The organism is Betaproteobacteria bacterium (genome assembly GCA_009377585.1).
Lineage (GTDB): Bacteria > Pseudomonadota > Gammaproteobacteria > Burkholderiales > WYBJ01 > WYBJ01.
Genome location: WHTS01000007.1, coordinates 23,679 through 40,472, shown reverse-complemented (window position 1 = coordinate 40,472; position 16,794 = coordinate 23,679). Strand labels below are relative to the sequence as shown.

At 66.2% G+C, this 16,794-nt stretch carries 17 protein-coding genes; 5 read left to right on the top strand and 12 right to left on the bottom strand.

Going from position 1 to position 16,794, the window contains the following annotated elements:
* Positions 1-265 precede the first annotated feature (265 nt).
* Positions 266-1,234, top strand: a complete 969-nt coding sequence (gene rsgA / locus GEV05_04165) for a ribosome small subunit-dependent GTPase A (protein ID MPZ42594.1) — start codon at positions 266-268, stop codon at positions 1,232-1,234.
* Here rsgA and GEV05_04160 read toward each other — a convergent pair.
* The 7 genes from GEV05_04160 to GEV05_04130 form a co-directional block, all read right to left on the bottom strand.
* Positions 1,172-2,146 carry a CobD/CbiB family protein gene (locus GEV05_04160; protein ID MPZ42593.1) on the bottom strand — a complete coding sequence of 325 codons (975 nt, stop codon included), beginning with the start codon at positions 2,144-2,146 and terminating at the stop codon, positions 1,172-1,174. The genes rsgA and GEV05_04160 overlap by 63 nt on opposite strands.
* Before the next feature lie 6 nt (positions 2,147-2,152).
* Entirely contained in the window at positions 2,153-2,650 is a 498-nt protein-coding gene (locus GEV05_04155; protein ID MPZ42592.1) for a transcription elongation factor GreAB, read from the bottom strand.
* Between the two features lie 303 nt (positions 2,651-2,953).
* Positions 2,954-4,147 carry a patatin-like phospholipase family protein gene (locus tag GEV05_04150; protein MPZ42591.1) on the bottom strand — a complete coding sequence of 398 codons (1,194 nt, stop codon included), beginning with the start codon at positions 4,145-4,147 and terminating at the stop codon, positions 2,954-2,956.
* 34 nt (positions 4,148-4,181) lie between these two features.
* The gene (locus GEV05_04145; GenBank protein ID MPZ42590.1) at positions 4,182-4,487 is read right to left on the bottom strand and encodes a hypothetical protein; all 306 of its coding nucleotides are present in this window, start codon (positions 4,485-4,487) and stop codon (positions 4,182-4,184) included.
* A 97-nt stretch (positions 4,488-4,584) separates the two neighbouring features.
* Positions 4,585-5,253 (bottom strand): CoA pyrophosphatase, encoded by a 669-nt coding sequence (locus GEV05_04140; protein ID MPZ42589.1) that lies wholly within the window; start codon positions 5,251-5,253, stop codon positions 4,585-4,587.
* A gap of 23 nt (positions 5,254-5,276) precedes the next feature.
* Complete coding sequence (locus GEV05_04135; GenBank protein ID MPZ42588.1) at positions 5,277-7,571, bottom strand: NADP-dependent malic enzyme; 2,295 nt, start codon at positions 7,569-7,571, stop codon at positions 5,277-5,279.
* A 15-nt stretch (positions 7,572-7,586) separates the two neighbouring features.
* Positions 7,587-8,573: a PDZ domain-containing protein gene (locus tag GEV05_04130; protein MPZ42587.1), complete on the bottom strand. Its 987-nt coding sequence runs from the start codon at positions 8,571-8,573 to the stop codon at positions 7,587-7,589.
* A gap of 43 nt (positions 8,574-8,616) precedes the next feature.
* Between GEV05_04130 and pip the strand changes: the two genes are divergently transcribed.
* Positions 8,617-9,636: a prolyl aminopeptidase gene (pip, locus tag GEV05_04125; GenBank protein MPZ42586.1), complete on the top strand. Its 1,020-nt coding sequence runs from the start codon at positions 8,617-8,619 to the stop codon at positions 9,634-9,636.
* Positions 9,637-9,767: 131 nt separating this feature from the next.
* Here the strand turns inward: pip and GEV05_04120 are convergent, their stop codons facing one another.
* From GEV05_04120 to GEV05_04100, 5 genes are all read right to left on the bottom strand, one after another.
* Positions 9,768-10,037 (bottom strand): hypothetical protein, encoded by a 270-nt coding sequence (locus tag GEV05_04120; GenBank protein ID MPZ42585.1) that lies wholly within the window; start codon positions 10,035-10,037, stop codon positions 9,768-9,770.
* Positions 10,038-10,188: 151 nt separating this feature from the next.
* Positions 10,189-10,923, bottom strand: coding sequence for a transglycosylase SLT domain-containing protein (locus GEV05_04115; GenBank protein MPZ42584.1), 735 nt, complete (start codon positions 10,921-10,923; stop codon positions 10,189-10,191).
* Between the two features lie 280 nt (positions 10,924-11,203).
* Positions 11,204-11,374 (bottom strand): oxidoreductase-like protein, encoded by a 171-nt coding sequence (locus GEV05_04110; GenBank protein MPZ42583.1) that lies wholly within the window; start codon positions 11,372-11,374, stop codon positions 11,204-11,206.
* A 70-nt stretch (positions 11,375-11,444) separates the two neighbouring features.
* Positions 11,445-12,431, bottom strand: coding sequence for a hypothetical protein (locus tag GEV05_04105; protein MPZ42582.1), 987 nt, complete (start codon positions 12,429-12,431; stop codon positions 11,445-11,447).
* A complete protein-coding gene (locus GEV05_04100) occupies positions 12,428-13,000 on the bottom strand; it encodes an RNA polymerase sigma factor (protein MPZ42581.1) in 573 nt (190 codons plus the stop codon). The genes GEV05_04105 and GEV05_04100 overlap by 4 nt, the downstream gene beginning before the upstream one ends.
* Before the next feature lie 254 nt (positions 13,001-13,254).
* Between GEV05_04100 and GEV05_04095 the strand changes: the two genes are divergently transcribed.
* The 3 genes from GEV05_04095 (at position 13,255) to GEV05_04085 (ending at position 16,781) form a co-directional block, all read left to right on the top strand.
* Positions 13,255-15,303 carry an elongation factor G gene (locus tag GEV05_04095; protein ID MPZ42580.1) on the top strand — a complete coding sequence of 683 codons (2,049 nt, stop codon included), beginning with the start codon at positions 13,255-13,257 and terminating at the stop codon, positions 15,301-15,303.
* Between the two features lie 75 nt (positions 15,304-15,378).
* Positions 15,379-15,975: a DUF2946 family protein gene (locus tag GEV05_04090; GenBank protein ID MPZ42579.1), complete on the top strand. Its 597-nt coding sequence runs from the start codon at positions 15,379-15,381 to the stop codon at positions 15,973-15,975.
* Positions 15,975-16,781: an HAD-IIB family hydrolase gene (locus GEV05_04085; GenBank protein MPZ42578.1), complete on the top strand. Its 807-nt coding sequence runs from the start codon at positions 15,975-15,977 to the stop codon at positions 16,779-16,781. The genes GEV05_04090 and GEV05_04085 overlap by 1 nt, the downstream gene beginning before the upstream one ends.
* Positions 16,782-16,794 lie beyond the last annotated feature (13 nt).

Here is a 16,794-nt window from a genome sequence, read left to right as displayed (position 1 = left end):
AAGCTTGCGCCAAGTGGCCGACAGCTCGCCCTACCTAGGATCCTGCCCGCCAGGCGGGCACACGACGCTCCCCTCTCCCGCCGGGAGAGGGGCCGGGGGGCGAGCCCGGGAATTCGCGGACCATGGTCCGCGCCGAGCGAGCGGCATCGGCCTGCATGCCGATGCGCGCACTGCAAGTGAGGGAAGAGACGCCACGCAGGCTCGAGGGCACAATCCGCGATGCTTGTATCGTGGCGTCTCTCGCCCGCGGCACGTGCACCGGTAGATGTCTACAGCTGCAGCGACCGCTGTCTCCGACGTGGACGCTCAGATCGTCGCCAGCCACGGTCAGCGCCTCCTGGTCGAGACGCAGGCTGGTGACGTGGTCTCGTGTTTCGCCCGCAGCCGGCTCGGAACGATCGTCTGCGGCGATCGGGTACGAATCGCGCGCACCGGTTCCAGCGAAGGGATGATCGAGGCCGTGCATGCGCGCAGCTCGCTCATCTACCGCTCCGATCGCAAACGCGAAAAAGCGATCGCAGCCAACGTCAGCCAGGCGGTCGTCGTGCTGGCCAACACGCCGCGCCCCAACGCGGAATTCATCGACCGCTGTCTGGCCGCGATCGAACATGCCGGCGTCAAGGCGCTGCTGCTGCAGAACAAGATCGATCTCGATCCGCAACGCGCGCTGCAACGCATGCTGCTCGCACGCTATGGCGCGCTGGGCTACCCGATCCGCGAGCTGTGCGCGCACGCGGCCGTCGAGCCGCTCACGTCGGCACTGCAGGCGCAAGCAAGCCTTTTGATCGGCCAATCCGGGGTCGGCAAGTCGACCATCGTGAATGCATTACTGCCCTTCGCGGGCGCTCGCACGGGCGAAATGTCGCGCTCCGAGGCAGGACGCCATACCACGACCCATGCCCGGCTCTACCGGCTGGGCGCGGACACAACGCTGATCGATTCACCCGGCATGCACCAATTCGGCCTGCAGCACATTGCGCCGGCCGAGCTGGCCGCGTGCTTCATCGAGTTCCGCCCTCTGGCTGGGCAGTGTCGCTTCAACGATTGCCGCCATGCCGACGAACCGGGCTGCGCCCTGCACGAGGCCGTGCGTCAGGGGGAAATCGCACCCGAGCGGATGCGCTCCTACGAGCGGATACTGAACTCGCTCGAGCCGCCGCTCGGCGCTCGCTCAGGCGCCGGCCGAGCCGAACCAGCTCGCCACCGTCACCAGCGCGATGACGACGAGCCATAGCACCAGTGCGCGCCAGATGAGACCCACGGCGCTGGTCATGAGCTCGGCGTCGGCATCCTCGCCGGTGCCCAGTTCCGGGCGCACCTCCAATGGCGCGGGGCGCCCTTCCAATGGCGCGGGGCGCCCTTCCAATGGCGCGGGCGTTCCGACCACCGAGCCCAGGCGCACACCGATCGCGCCCGCACCGGCGGCGAGCACGATACCTTCGGAGCGCTCGGGCCATGCGTTCGCCTGCGTGCGCCAGCAGTACAGCGCGTCCTCGAAATCGCCCGTTACTGCAAACGCGATCGCGGTAAACCGCGCCGGGATCCAGTTGCACCAATGGAATACTTCCCGGCTGAAACGACCGAAGCGGTCGAGCTCCGTGTCGCTGCGCGCGCCCCAGCGGTCGCGAACCAGCGCAGCCAGGCGGTAGAACACGGCGCCGGCGGCGCCGAACACGGCGAACCAGGCGATCACGCCGAAGACGTGCCGGTGCGCGCAGGCCAGCCCGCGTTCGATGGCAAGCCGCGCCACTTCGTTCGCCGAAAGCTCTTCGGTCGGACCACCGCGCCAGCGGCCGATGCTCGCCCGCGCCTGGAGGAGGTCGCCCGCGCGCAAGGCATCGTGGGTCTCGCGGTACGAGCGGCTGAAGACGCGAAAACCCATGGTGAGATAGAGCACGCCTATATCGAACAGCAGCCCGAGCAGCGGCACCGTGCGATGCAGCCACAGCGCGATCGCGGCCACTACGAGAACGACAGGCAGCGTGGCGAGCGCCCAGGCGAGAATGCCTTGCCGGTAGCTGCCGGCGTCGAGACGGCGCTCGATGAAGAGCAGAAAGCGGTGAAACTGAGTGTAGACCGGATGGGTCGGTGAAAGCGCGCGTGCCTGCTCAAGCAGCAGCGCCGCGGCCAGAGCGAGAAATGTCACGGCCCATTACACGTAACGGATGTCGATCACGGACACGTCTTGCGGCGTTCCGGCCCGCTTCCACGCAAACGAGTCGCCGACGCGCAACCCGATCAAGGCCGTCCCCAGCGGCGATGCCCAGCTGATCCGTCCGGCGTTCACGTCCGCCTCGTCTTCGCCCACGATTCGATAAGTCGTGCGCGCCCCGGTCTCGTTTTCGATCTCGACTTCGGCGCCGAAGCGAACTTCTTCCTTCGGTTGACCGGCCGGGTCCACCACGATGGCCCGCTCCACTCGCCCCTGGAAATAACGCAGATCGCGCTTGACTTCGAGCAGGCGGGTGCGCGCCATGGGATCGTCCTGCGCCGCCAGCCGATCGCGCTCTTCCTGTAGCGCGTGCACGCGTGCGTGCAATTGCGCGAGTCCGGGAGGCGTCACGTAGTTCGCGTGCGGGCTCTGCGGACGCTCGGGCAGCTCGTCGGACGGCAGATTGTCGTCGGCTTCCTTGACGAAGGCACGGCTCATGGCGATTTACCGTAGCTGGTTCGCGGCCAAGCTAACATCATGTGCGCAGCCTGTCAAAGACGCGCTCGACAAGACGCGCTGACGCGATGCTTCCGAGCGGCAGGCGAAGAGCGCGAATCGGCTGTGGCATCGCGCCTCGCGGCATGCGGGGCATCTATCGGACGCGAGATCGCGTTAGCCGCGATAGTCGACGGACGGCGTGCAGACCACGAACATGGCGCCCCGATCGGCGGACCGCGCAGTTCGCGCGTAGCCGATATCATGCCGATGTCATGGATCGCGCGCCATTGCACGCGCCGGCGTTCAGGCCGCGCTGTTTCGCAGCTCGCAGTACCACTGCGTGGCGTAACCGAGAAATCCGCGCAGGTTGTCCTGGCGCGCCATGGCGTCCTTGTAGCCCAAGGCGATCAGCTCGCGGCAGAAGGCGCGCTCGAACAGCACGTACGACAACAACGTCGCACCCCCGCGCTGCATGGCGCCGACGCTGCGGAACAACAGCCGTACGGTGCGCGGCAGCGCGGCCGCGTGGCGCAACGCGATCTTGTCGAGCTCCTCCGACGGCGAGATCACCATGAAGTCGACGTGGCGCAGGGCGCTGCCATTGCGCTGCAGGACCTCCGCGGGAATCATGCTGAGCGTGCGGTTGATGCGTTGCAGCCGTTCCAAGTCGACTTCCATGCTGTCGAGGAAGATGCTGTCGAGCGCGTGGCCGGCAATCTGCGCAAGGGTCGGGTAGCCGGGCGATTTTTCGCGCGGTCGGTCCGGCGCCCGGTCCGGCGCGAGCTGCCTGCCGACCGACACCACCAACACGCGATCCGCGCCCAAGTGCAATGCCGGGCTCACCGGTGCGATCTGTCGCATCGAACCGTCGCCGAAGTATTCCCGGTTGATGTGCATGGCCGGAAAGATGAACGGAAGCGCCGACGAGGCGAGCAGATGGTCGATGCCGATGGGCATCGCGACGCCGACGCGGCGCGCGCGCCGCCAGGGCTCGATGCCTTTGGCGCCCTGAAAGAAGCACACCGACTGGCCCGACGAATAGCCCGAGCACGTGATGCCGAGCGCGTACAGCCCGCCCGCATCGATACAGCGTCCAATCGCCCCGAAGTCGACGCGTTCAGCCAGCAGCTCGCGCAGCGGAGAATTGTCCAGGAGCGACACGGGTTCATGCCGCAGGCCCCCGGTGACCGCGGCCAACAGCCATTTGCCGCTGTTCCTCAGCACCCCGGACGGATCGGCTCGGTAGACCTGCTCGGCATGAAAGTTCTTCCACACCGCCTGCAGGCGCAATGCGGCGCGGCGGTAATTGGCGGCATCGGCGGCTATCGCCACGGCGTTGATGGCACCGGCCGATGTACCGCATACGATCGGGAACGGGTTGCCGGCATCTTTCGGCATCAGGTCGGCGATCGCGCGCAGCACGCCCACCTGGTACGCGGCTCGAGCGCCGCCGCCGGTGAGGACGATTGCCAATCGTGGACGCGGACCGTCGCTCATATCCAACGGCACATCCGCGGCGGACGCGAACGGGCTAGGAGTGCGCCGGCAGCCGCGACCGGAGCTCTCCGCCCAGGACGTGCTCGAAGGCGTCCGAGAGCGTCTCGTCGGACAGCGAGGCAAGCGTGGCGGCGAGCTGGCACAACGATCGACGCGCCCCGGCCGGCAGATCGCGAATGTCGAGCGCAGTGAACAGGCTGGCTGCCGCGCCTGCCGCGTGCAGCAGCCGCTCGCGCTCGTGAATCATCAATTCGATCTCTGCGCCCAGCCAGCGCTCGGATTTGCTGCGCCGCTTTCGGGCAACCGTGCTGCCCACGTGCTTGTGCTTGCGATCGATCATGCCTGCCGTCTCCGTGTGCCCGGGCTTCTCGCCCGCCACCTCGGTATAACGGCCAATCGCAGGATCGGTTTAAGCGCTTCGCGGGCACCGGACTCGTTCAGCTTGCGCGCAGCAGCTGATAGAAGCTGTAAAGGATCGCGGCAGTGGCGCCCCAGATGTAACGCCCGCCATAAGGAATCGCGAGATAGCGCCGGTCGAGCCCTTCCACGACATAGCGGCGGCGCTGGTAATGCCCCGGCGACAGAAAGTGCGCCAGTGGCGCCTCGAAAATGTCCTGCACCTCGAACCGATCGGGCTCGGTCCGATAGGGTGGGCGAATCCAGCCGACGACTGGAGTGATGCAAAAGCCCGATTGCATCTCGTGGTCGGGCAGCGCGCCCAGCACTCGGATGGCGGCGCGCGGCAATCCGATTTCCTCCTCGGTCTCGCGCAGCGCCGTGTCTTCGCGATTGCGGTCTTCGGGCTCGACCCGGCCGCCCGGAAAGCTGATCTGGCCGGCATGATCGTGCAGATGGCTGGTACGCTGGGTGAAGAGCACCTGCGTGCCGGCGCTGCGCTGGACAAGGGGCATCAGGACGGCGGCATGCTTCACCTTCTGCCCGGGAGGAATCCGCTGCTGATGCCACAGGTCGTGCTCGAACGCTTGCACGATGACATGCGCCCGCGCCAGGCGTTCGGCGAGGGCATCCGGTTCGATTGGTACGTTGACCGGCGATTCCGCAGCAGCAGGGGCGGCACCGACGCCGGCCCCATCGAAGGCAGTCATGCGGGCGATTGTAGCCCTGGCTTTCAAACGCCAGGGTGAAGCCGCGCCGCGCCGGCCTCCACTACGCTTAGCGCCGTCATGTTGACGATGCGCCGAACCGTGGCGGACGGCGTCAGGATATGCGCCGGCAACGCGGAGCCGAGCAGGATCGGACCGACCGTAATGCCGTCGCCGGTTGCGACACGCAGCAGGTTGTAGGCGATATTGGCGGCATCGAGCGTGGGCATGACGAGCAGGTTCGCTTCGCCCTTCAAGCGCGCGTTCGGAAACACGCGCGCGCGCAACACCGCATCCAGCGCGGCATCGCCGTGCATCTCGCCGTCGACCTCCAGCTCGGGCTCGGTTCGCCACAGGATCTGCAAGGCCGCGCGCATTTTCATGGCCGACGCGGCTTCGGAGCTACCGAAGCTCGAATGGGAGAGCAGCGCGACCTTCGGCATCAAGCCGAAACGGCGCACCTCCTCCGCCGCCAGCACCGTCATCTCCGCGATCTGCTCCGCGCTCGGATCGATATTCACGTACGTGTCGCAGATGAAGACCGTGCGCATGGGCAGGAGCAGCAAGTTCATGGCGGCGAACGAGCGCACGCCGTCGTGTCGGCCGATGACATCGGCTACGACGCGCAGATGCCGTTGGTACGACCCGACCGTGCCGCACATCATCGCCTCGACCTCGCCCTGACGCAGCAGCATGGCGCCGATCAGCGTGGCACGGCGGCGCATGTCGAGCTTCGCCTGATCCTGCGAAACGCCCTTGCGCTGCATGATCTCGTAATAAGCCGACCAGTATTCGCGAAAGCGGTTGTCGCTGTCCGGGTTCACGAGCTCGAAGTCGATCCCCGGGCGGATGCGTAATCCGAGGCGGTCGATGCGCGCCCCGACCACTTCGGGCCGGCCAATGAGGGTCAGGTGCGCGAGGCCCTCGTTCAGCACTTCTTGCGCGGCGCGCAGCACCCGCTCGTCCTCGCCCTCGCAGTAGACGACTCGCTTCGGCGCCTGCTTCGCGGCGACGAATACCGGCCGCATGATGAGCCCCGATTGCCATACGAATTGCATCAGCCGCTCGCGATACGCCGCCATATCGTCGATCGGCCGGGTGGCAACGCCGCTCGCCATGGCCGCCTCGGCGACCGCGGGGGCGATGGTTGCGATCAGGCGCGGATCGAACGGGCGCGGGATGAGATAGTCGGGCCCGAACCGATCCTCCTGGCCGCCGTAGGCCATGGCGACGATCTCCGATTGCTCCGCGTGCGCCAGCGCGGCCAGCGCATGCACCGCCGCCAGCTCCATCTCGCGCGTGATGCGGGTCGCGCCCGCATCCAGCGCGCCGCGGAACACAAACGGGAAGCACAGCACGTTGTTAACCTGGTTCGGAAAGTCGGAACGGCCGGTGGCAATCACGGCATCCGGGCGCACCGAACGGGCGAGATCGGGCATGATCTCCGGATCCGGATTGGCCAGCGCCAGCACCAGCGGTCGCGGCGCCATTTTCGCCAGCAGCTCGGGCTTGAGCACCCCGCCCGCGGACAAGCCGAGAAATATGTCGGCCCCTGCGATCACTTCCGCGAGCGAGCGCGCGTCGGTCGCGCGCGCATAGCGTGCCTTGAAGGGATCCATTTCGACCGCACGCCCTTGGTAGACGACGCCGGCGATGTCGGTGACCCAGATCCGCTCCCGGCTGACACCCATGCTCACGAGCAGGTCGAGGCAAGCGAGCGCCGCGGCGCCGGCACCCGATACCACCAGCGTCACCTCGGCGATGTTCTTACCCACCACGCGCAACCCGTTTTGCACGGCTGCGCCGACGATGATGGCCGTGCCGTGCTGATCGTCGTGGAATACCGGGATACGCATGCGATCGCGCAGCCTCCTCTCGACGATGAAGCATTCGGGCGACTTGATGTCTTCGAGGTTGATGCCGCCGAAGGTCGGCTCCAGCGCGCTAATGATGTCGACCAGGCGATCCGGGTCGCGCTCGTCGATCTCGATGTCGAACACGTCGATGCCGGCGAATTTCTTGAACAGCACCGCCTTGCCTTCCATCACCGGCTTGGCGGCGAGGGGGCCGATCGCACCCAGCCCCAGTACCGCAGTCCCGTTCGTGATCACGGCCACGAGATTGCCGCGCGCGGTCAGGTCGCGTGCCTGGGCCGGATCGTTCTGGATCGCTTCGCATGCGACCGCGACCCCGGGGGTATAGGCAAGCGCGAGGTCGCGCTGGTTCACCAGCCCCTTGGTCGGGGTCACGGCGATCTTTCCAGCGACCGGCAGGCGGTGATAGTCGAGCGCGGACTGGCGCAGGCGATCGGCGTCGCTCATCAGCTCCGTACGCACTCAGGACGAGGTCGAACGCACACGCAAGTAGGCGATTCGGTCCACCGAGCGGACCTTGACCTGCTGCACGGTCTTGGAGCGAAGAATGTGCAGAACGACATCCTCTCCGGCGGGGCCGCTCGCCCACAGCCGTTGATAGAACTCGCCCTGCCCGCCGATCGACTGCCCCGCCACGCCGAGAATCACGTCGCCTCGGCGCATGCCGGCGTCCGCGGCCGGCGTGCCGGGAAGCACTCGGGTCACCACGACGTGGTTCTCCACTTCTTCGGTGTAGACACCGAGCCAGGGGCGCGCGGGCTCGCGCCGCCGGCCATGGGTGACGAGCTCGTCGAGCACGGGCTTGAGCAGATCGATCGGCACGAACATATTGCCCGGAAACGCCACCCCGGTGTTCAGCGCGTCGCCGACCCAGAGCGAGCCGATGCCGATGAGGCGTCCGTCCCGATCGAGCAAGGCGGCGCCGCTATGGTCGAACCGCGGTGGCGCGGTGAACAGCGCGCCTTCGATCATGTATTCCCAATAGCCGGTGAAACGGCGCCGCGACACCACGTAAGCAGCACTCAGACCGCCAGCGGCGGCATGCGTAGCCGCCATGACCTGGTCGAACTCGCATACCGAATCGGAATCGCCGAAAGCGATCGGCCGGGAGGCGATGCCCGCGCTTGCCCGCAACAGTCCGAACCCGGTGGCATGATCGAAGCCGATCACCGCTGCCGGAAACACCCGTCCGTCGGGCGCGAGCACCAGGATCGAATCCGACTCCAGCACCAGGTAGCCGATGGTGACGATGAGCCCGTCGCGGCCGATGACGACGCCGGTGCCTTCGCGTTCCGCGCCCAGGGTCTCCGCGGTGCGGGCGTTGGGAATGGTCTTGATGCTCAGCTTGACGATCGCATCGAGCGCGGGCTTGCGCGCCGGCACCTCGGCGATCAAGTCATGCGCCGCCCGCCAACATGCGAACGATGCGGTGAACAAGGGCAGAGTCATCGTGCCTCCATGCTAACATTCCAAGCGCTTCATCGCGACGCCCATGCCGGTCCAATCAGCTGCGGTCACCGACTTGTTTCCCTTTCTCGAGCCCCGTGCGAGCGGCATGCTCGAGCTCGATGCTCGGCATCGGATGTATTGGGAAGAATGCGGCAATGCGAGCGGCGTTCCCGTCGTATTTCTCCACGGCGGACCGGGCGCCGGCAGCACCGCCGACCATCGGCGTTTCTTCGACCCGCGCTTCTATCGCATCATCGTCTTCGACCAGCGCGGTGCCGGTCGTTCGCTGCCCCATGGCGAGATCGCCGACAACACTACGCAATTGCTCGTTGCCGACATGGAACGGCTACGTGTGCAGCTGGGGATTGAGCGATGGGTGGTCTTCGGCGGCTCGTGGGGCAGCACGCTCGCACTGGCTTATGGCGCCGCGCATCGCAGCCGTTGCCTGGCTTTCGTCCTGCGTGGCATCTTTCTCGGCAGCCGGGACGAGATCGACTGGTTCCTGTACGGCCTGCGCCGGTTCTTCCCGGAAGCGTGGCGGGCGTTCGTCCGGGATTTGTCCGAATCCGAGCGGGGCGACGTGTTGCAGGCCTACTATCGCCGCCTGGTGCACCCGGACCCGCAGGTCCACGGGCCCGCCGCGCGGGCCTGGAGCACCTACGAAGGGTCCTGCTCGACTTTGCGGCCGAACGGCGAGGGAATGCGCCAGGTGTCGGTCACGCCCACTGCGTTGAGCCTGGCGCGCATCGAAGCCCACTATTTCGTGAACGACATCTTCATGCCGCCCGGCGCCTTGCTGGCCGGTGTGGAGCGCATCCGCCATCTGCCCTGCTGGATCGTCCAGGGCCGCTACGATGCCGTATGCCCGATTGCGACCGCGGATTCGCTCGCGCGCAGCTGGCCGCAGGCGCGTTACGTCGTGGTGCCCGATGCGGGCCATTCCGCCTGGGAGCCGGGAGTATTGGCTGCGCTGCTGCAGGCGATGGAAGCACTGAAGGAGTCCTTCGGCGACGGCGTCGAGGCAGCGTCGCCGGGATTCGAAGCACAGCACGACGCCCGCTAGCCCAACTTCCGAGGTTGCACTACACGAATATTGCGGGTGCGCTGATGCGCACGCGCCGACTTCGAATTCGCGCTCGGCTGTTCGCGCTGGGGCGTCTCCGCGACGCCGAAGGTCCCAGCGTCGGCGTCTGCCTACCTCGTCCCCTCGTCCGGCTTGGCTGCGCCGGCCGCAGACAGAGTTTCGAGCGCCGACTTCTGCATCTCCAGCGTCTTGATCGTCATCTGCAGCAGGCCAAGATTCATCTTCAGCCAGTTCTCGACGCTGCGCAGCTCGGTGAGCTTGCGCTCGATCTCCTCGACGTTGATGGTCGGAGCGACCATCCCCGGCAAGGGGAAGCCGAGCGGGTTCCACATCTTCTGCATGAACTCCAGCATGTCCTTCGACCAGATATCGTCTGCCATGCGGCACCTCCCGGCAAAAGAGAATGTTGGACGAAGCCGCTACGCGGAGGAAGCGGGAATGTCAGGCGGCAACATGAGGCGGGAATGGGAAGCCGTCGTGCCGGCCTGGCAATCGGGATATGCACACGTAACCAGAACGGGCGGCAGTGCGTCAGACCTTGCCTGCGGACCGATCGGTCTGGACCGCCCGGCGATCCTGGACCTTACGCACGATCTGCTCCAGGCGCTGGCGCTCCGAGAGGACCCGGTTCGGATAGGGATTCTGCGGATCGGCACCGACCCCGCCGTACAGCCGTAATGCAGCCGCAAGGTCATCGTCGGTCTGGGTTGCGTACTGGCGCAGCACCTTGGCACCGGCGACGATGTTGATCTCCGGATCGAGCACGTTCGCTTGGCCGCCGTGGGGCGAACGCAGCTTGTCCTGATGGTATTCGGGCATGATCTGCATCAAGCCCTTGGCGCCCATGACGCTTTCGGCGATCGGGTTGAAGCTGGATTCGACCGCCATGACGGCCAGGATCAGCAGCGGGTCGATCTGGGTGGAGTGGCCAGCCGCGTAGGCCAGGCGGACGAAACGCTCCAGCGAGTCGCGCGATACGCGATAGCGCTTTGCCAGGAAGTCCGCCAATGCCCGATGCCGGATGGCGTCCTTTTGCGGCAGGACCTGGATGGCTGTCGTCGGCCGCGCGGCAGCGAGCGGGGAGGCAGAGGCCTGTTGAATCGGGCCTCGTACCGGGGCTGCCTCGAGATCGCGCAGCCATCCTGGCAGCGACACCAGCGTCGCGATACCGGCGACGGCAACCAGGGTTGTCCGCAATCCAGTCAGAGCCCGCCTGGCATCGATTGCAGAAAACGAACCGCGAGTGCTGCTCAACCGATCAGTCATCTCTAACGCCTCTATCTAGCCAGCGCGCGGGGGCGCGGCATCGTTCGTCTCGGCAGGTCGCATCGACCTGCAAGTTCCCCCGTGCTGCTATGTCGTGGGCCGAGGAGGCCCTACATCTGGCAGGTCTAGCTCGGAGATACCTCTACCCATAGAGGCGAGCTTCATGAAGCGGACTGGCAGTGTGCCAGATGACCGGCGCCGCTGGCAAGCGTTTCATGCTGCGACGCAACAAGAGCTATCTCACACGAGGTCGTCGTTGGCGTCGTTGCCGGCCGCGATGTCATTCGGCGGCGTCGGCGGGATGGGCGGCTTGCCACATGCGCAGTTGCTCGTGGTAGCGCTCGAGCGCTTGCTGGTAGCGATCGAACACGCACAGCGCGCAGCCCGAACCGCAGCATTCCTCGGGGTCGGGCTCACGCGGCGCTATCGGCGGATGCTCGCCGTCGCTCATTTCCAGTTGCCACCACGCTGCAACTTTCGCGGCCCGTGGTCACGCGCCGCCGGCGGTTGCTCGCTGTCGCTCATTTCCAGGATTCCGGAAGCGGATGGTCGGGAAAGCGCTTGCGGAATTGATCCAGGCGCGTGCGCGCAAGTTCCTCGCGACCATCGCGCCGCAACTGTTCGATCTCGCGCAGCCACTGTTCCGGCGTCATGAGCGCATCGCGTTGCGCTTCGCTGGGCTCGATTCGCTGGCGCGCCGGACTTTGCGCCGGTGGCGGCGCGGTCGGCGAAGCGCCTGCCTGGGACGCGGCGGGCAGCTTGCTGCGCTCATCGCCTACCGGCGGGTGCTCGTGCTTGGCGGCCGGCGCCGTCGAGTGCATGCGGCGTTCCCCGAGATTCGCCCGCGAGTCGGATTGCGCGGGCTTGCTGGCCCCCGTGCCGCCGTCCGATGGAGGCGGGCCCATGCCGGGCTCGGCTGCCGGTTCGGCGCGCTGCTCGCGCGGAAGCGGCAACGGATGAGCGGACGAGGAAACGCTCGGTGCCGAAGCGAGAGGCGGCGCTGGCGCATCCGCACGCTCACGCTCCTTTTCCAGGACCTCGCGAGCGCCGCGCTCCAGGGCCTCCGGCAAGGTGCGCTGCATCCTGAAGCCTTCGGTCTTTTGAGGAGCGCGAGGAGCGGCCTTTGCCGCCGGCAATCGCTCATGCTCATCGAGGCCTCGATCGCGGCCGACACTAGTGTTCGGGGATTGCGACGACTGCGCATCGGAGCGCTCGCTGCTTGCGGACGCCGACGGCGCGACCGGCGCAGGCAACGGCGGCGAGGAGGCCGGTGTCTGCTCCAACTCGCCTTCCACGACCAGTGCAAGGCTCACCGCAAGCGTCAGCACCGCGGCCACGGCCAGTGGCGCTTGCCAGCGCCAGCGCCAACCCGGGCTCGCACGCCTTGCGGGCTGTACGAGGTCGCGTTCTGCCGCGGTCAGGATCGCTGAATCGAGCCACGACGGCGGCTCCTCGCTCGCGCCGGCCCGGTAAAGCCTCGACACGTCCCGATCGGCGTCTGTATTCACAGCAACTCCTGCAGGCCCCGCCGCAGCTTGGCCAGTGCGTAGCGCAGTCGGCTCTTTGCGGTTTCGGCGTTCACGCCGGTTGCGCGCGCGATTTCCTCGACGCTCAAGCCGGCCTCTTCGTGCATGACGAAAACCTCCCGCTGCGCATCGGGCAAGCCCGCCAGCAGTTCCATGAACCGTTCGACCTGCGCCTTGCGCTGCAGGCGGATATCCGGCTGCTGCCGGCTATCGGCGGCGAGGTTGGCAACCGGATCGTCGTCCGCGTCGTCGCTGGCGAGCGTTGGGCGATGGGCGGCGCGACGGTAGTGATCGATCAGCCGGTTGTGCGCGATCCGGTAAAGATAGGTCGCGAACCGCGCTGCCGGTGCATAGCGCAGGCGAGCCCGAATCAGGTTGAGCCAGACATCCTGGAACAGCTCCTCCGCGATCGCGGCCGCGCCGCATTGTCGCAGCAGAAAACGATAGAGGCCGCCGCGATGGCGCGCGTACAGCACCTGGAAAGCCTGGCCATCGCCATCGCGATAGGCGCTCATGAGCGCTTCGTCGCTCGCCTCCCCGGCGTCTCTCATCGGGCGCGGAGTATGCACGCCTGCGACTGTCGAGTCGACCGCCGAGCGCAAGCGGAACATCGAGACCGCGCCGGCACAGCCATCGCGCTCACCGTCCTCGCCGGCACGCATGCTTCGAGTTCCTCGTCGTTGTTGTTCGAGTCATTAAACGCACGTCGGACCGAATCGGGTTCGACCCGGAGCGCAGCAGGCGTTTGCTTGCGGCTCCCCAACCCGGCCTCTATACTGAACCGAGGCACCCGGAGGAGGAAAGCATGGCGAAGTTCACGACCGAAGCCATCCGCACCGTAGCCTTGGTCGGTCATGGCGCGTCCGGCAAGACCACGCTGACCGAAAGCCTGCTGGCGAAAGCCGGCCTGACAGCGACACCGGGAAGCGTCGAACGCGGCACCACGGTGTGCGACTTCGATCCGCTGGAAAAAACCCACAAGCACTCGATCCAATCCGCGGTCGTCCACTTCGAATGGCAGGGGCGGCGTATCCATTTGCTGGACACCCCGGGCGCGCCGGACCTGGTCGGCAATGCGATCGGCGCGCTCGAAGCCGTCGAGACTGCGGTGATCGTGATCAATGCCCAGAACGGCATCGAGATGATTACCCGACGCATGATGCAATGGGCGTCCCAGCGTCAGCTTTGCCGGATGATCGTGGTCAACAAGATCGACGCCGAGAATGTCGATCTGCCCGGCCTGGTGCAGAAGATTCAGGAGACCTTCGGCAAGGAATGTCTTCCGATCAACCTGCCTGCCGGCGGGGGCAGCCGCGTGGTCGATTGCTTCTTCAATCCTTCGGGCGAGTCCGACTTCTCCTCGGTCGAGACAGCGCATCAGGCTTTGATCGATCAGGTGGTGGAAGTCGACGAGGAATTGATGGCGCTTTATCTGGACAAGGGCGAAGTCAGCCCGGATGAACTGCATGCGCCGTTCGAAACCGCCTTGCGGGAAGGCCATCTGATTCCGATCTGCTTCACCTCGGCGCGCAACGGCGCCGGCATCGCGGAGCTGCTGGAGATCGTCGTCAAGCTCATGCCCAACCCGGCCGAAGGCAATCCGCCTCCGTTCCACAAGGGCGCGGGAGCGTCCGCGGTTCCCATTCAGGCAGTCCCCGATCCGAGCAAGCACGTACTGGCGCACGTGTTCAAGGTGGTCATCGACCCGTTCGTCGGCAAGCTTGGCATCTTCCGGGTCTATCAGGGCACGGTGTCGAAGGACACGCAGCTCTTCATCGGCGATGGGCGCAAGCCCTTCAAGGTGGGGCACCTGCTGATGCTGCGCGGCAAGGACCATATCGAGGTCGAATCGGCAGGCCCGGGCGACATCGCGGCCGTCGCGAAGGTCGAGGAGATCACGCTCGACAGCGTACTGCACGATTCGCACGACGAAGATCACATTCACATGACGCCGATGGAGTTTCCGCAGCCGATGCATGGGTTGGCCGTGGAACCCAAGCGCCGCGGTGACGAGCAGCGCATCTCGGAAGTGCTGCACAAGCTCGCATCGGAGGATCCGTGCTTCAAGGCGGAGCACAGCGCGGCAACCAACGAAACCGTGATTCGCGGCCTGGGCGATCTGCATATGCGGCTGGTTCTGGAGAAGATGGCCGGCCAGTATCACCTCGAAGTCAACACCAAGCCGCCCCGCATACCGTATCGAGAGACGATCACGGCCAAGGCCGAAGGGCATCACCGGCACAAGAAGCAAACCGGTGGCGCCGGCCAGTTCGGCGAAGTTTTTCTGCGCGTGGAGCCGCTGGCGCGCGGGACGGGCTTTCAGTTCGCCGACGAAGTCAAAGGGGGAACGATCCCGACCCAATTCATTCCCGCGGTGGAGAAAGGCATCCACCAGGTGCTCACTGCCGGTCCCCTCGGCGGCTATCATGTGCAGGATCTGAAGGTGACGGTGTACGATGGCAAGCATCATCCCGTGGATTCGAAGGAAATCGCGTTCATCACCGCGGGCAGGCGGGCGCTGCTCGACGCCATGATGAAAGCCAGGCCGATCGTCCTCGAGCCCATCGTCAACATCGAGATCAGCGCACCCGAAGCGGCGATGGGCGACATCGCGGGCGACCTGTCGGCCAAGCGCGGCCAGGTGAGCGGAACCGACAGCCTTCCGGGCGGCACGATCGTCGTCTCCGGCAAGGTCCCCCTGTCCGAGTTGAACAATTATCAGGGGCGCTTGAAGTCCGTAACGGGCGGCCAGGGCTCTTACTCGATCGAGCTCAGTCACTACGATCCCGTACCGCCGCAGGTGCAGCAGCAGATCACCGCGGGCCACAAGAGCGCTCACGACGACGAGGAATAGCTCGAGCAGCCTCCTCGACTGGGTGCGCGCAACGACAACGGCGATCGCGCGCCATCTTTTGCGGAATCGAAGGACATGGATGACGCCGTCCGGCGCGCGATGGCCAAGTGGCCCGATGTACCGGCCGTGTTCGGATGGCTTTCCCTCGACACGCGCGGGCAGTGGCTGCTGCGCAACGAGCGCATCGGCAATCGGCTGCTGATCGAGTTCATCGACCGGAACTATGGCGGCGATTGCAACGGGCGCTGGTTCTTCCAGAACGGGCCGCAACGCGTCTTCGCGGCACTTGCCTACGCGCCGTGGGTCCTGCGCATGGACTCCGAGCAGTGCCTGATCACGCACACGGGCAGGCCGGTGCGGGCGGTAACGAGCGCGTGGATGGACCGCGAGGGAATCGTCACTCTGCATACCGAGCACGGCGCGGGCGTCGTCGACGATCGCGATGTCGAGTCGCTTGCGCCCTGGATCTCGGATACCGCCGGCGGCGCGCTCGACGAAGACGAGCTCATCGAGTCGCTCGATCGCATCCAGGAAGGACACGACCGGGACATCCGGTTGCGCTACGCCGGCCGCGCGGTAGCGCTCCTTCCCATCCCGGCCGACGAGATTCCGGCGCGTCTTGGCTTCGTGCGTATGCCGCAGCCGCTGCCGGGCGAGGAGACTGGATCCTGATGCGCGCCTTGCGCGATTGCCCGGCCTCGGCGTTGCAGCAGCTGCAGGGCGTATTGACCGACATCGACGATACGCTCACGACCGATGGCCGACTACCGGCCGAATCGTACGCGGCAATGGAACGCATCGAGGCCTCTGGCCTGATGATCGTACCGATCACCGGACGTCCCGCGGGATGGTGCGACCACATCGCGCGCATGTGGCCGGTGCACGGGATCGTGGGCGAAAACGGCGCGTTCTGGTTTCGCTACGATCGCACCGAGCGCCGGATGTTGCGTCACTTCGTCAGCCCTGCCGAGATGCGGCGCAGCCAGGCTGTGCGTCTTCGCGCTATCGCGGCCGACATTGTGCGCGCAGTGCCCGGGGCGCGGATCGCATCGGACCAGCATTACCGCGAGTCGGATCTGGCGATCGATTTTTGCGAGGACGTGCCGCGCCTGCCGCAGCCGGACGTCGAGCGTATCGTGACGCTGATGCAGGAGCGAGGCCTGACCGTGAAGGTGAGCTCGATCCATGTCAACGGCTGGTTCGGAAGCTTCGACAAGCTCTCCACCACCCTGCAGTTTCTCACCGGTCAGCTCGGTGCCTCGATGCGGGCGGTGCGCGGGGAATACGCATTCATCGGCGACTCGCCGAACGACGAGCCGATGTTCGGGTTTTTCGATTGCAGCGTGGGCGTCGCCAATGTGCGCGACTTCGCGCGCATCCGAACCCTGCCGCGCTACGTAACGCAGGGCCGGGGCGGCAACGGCTTCGCCGAGTTCGCCGACCACCTCGTTCGCGCCCGCGCGCGTGCGGGCACTTGACGCGCTTGCTGTC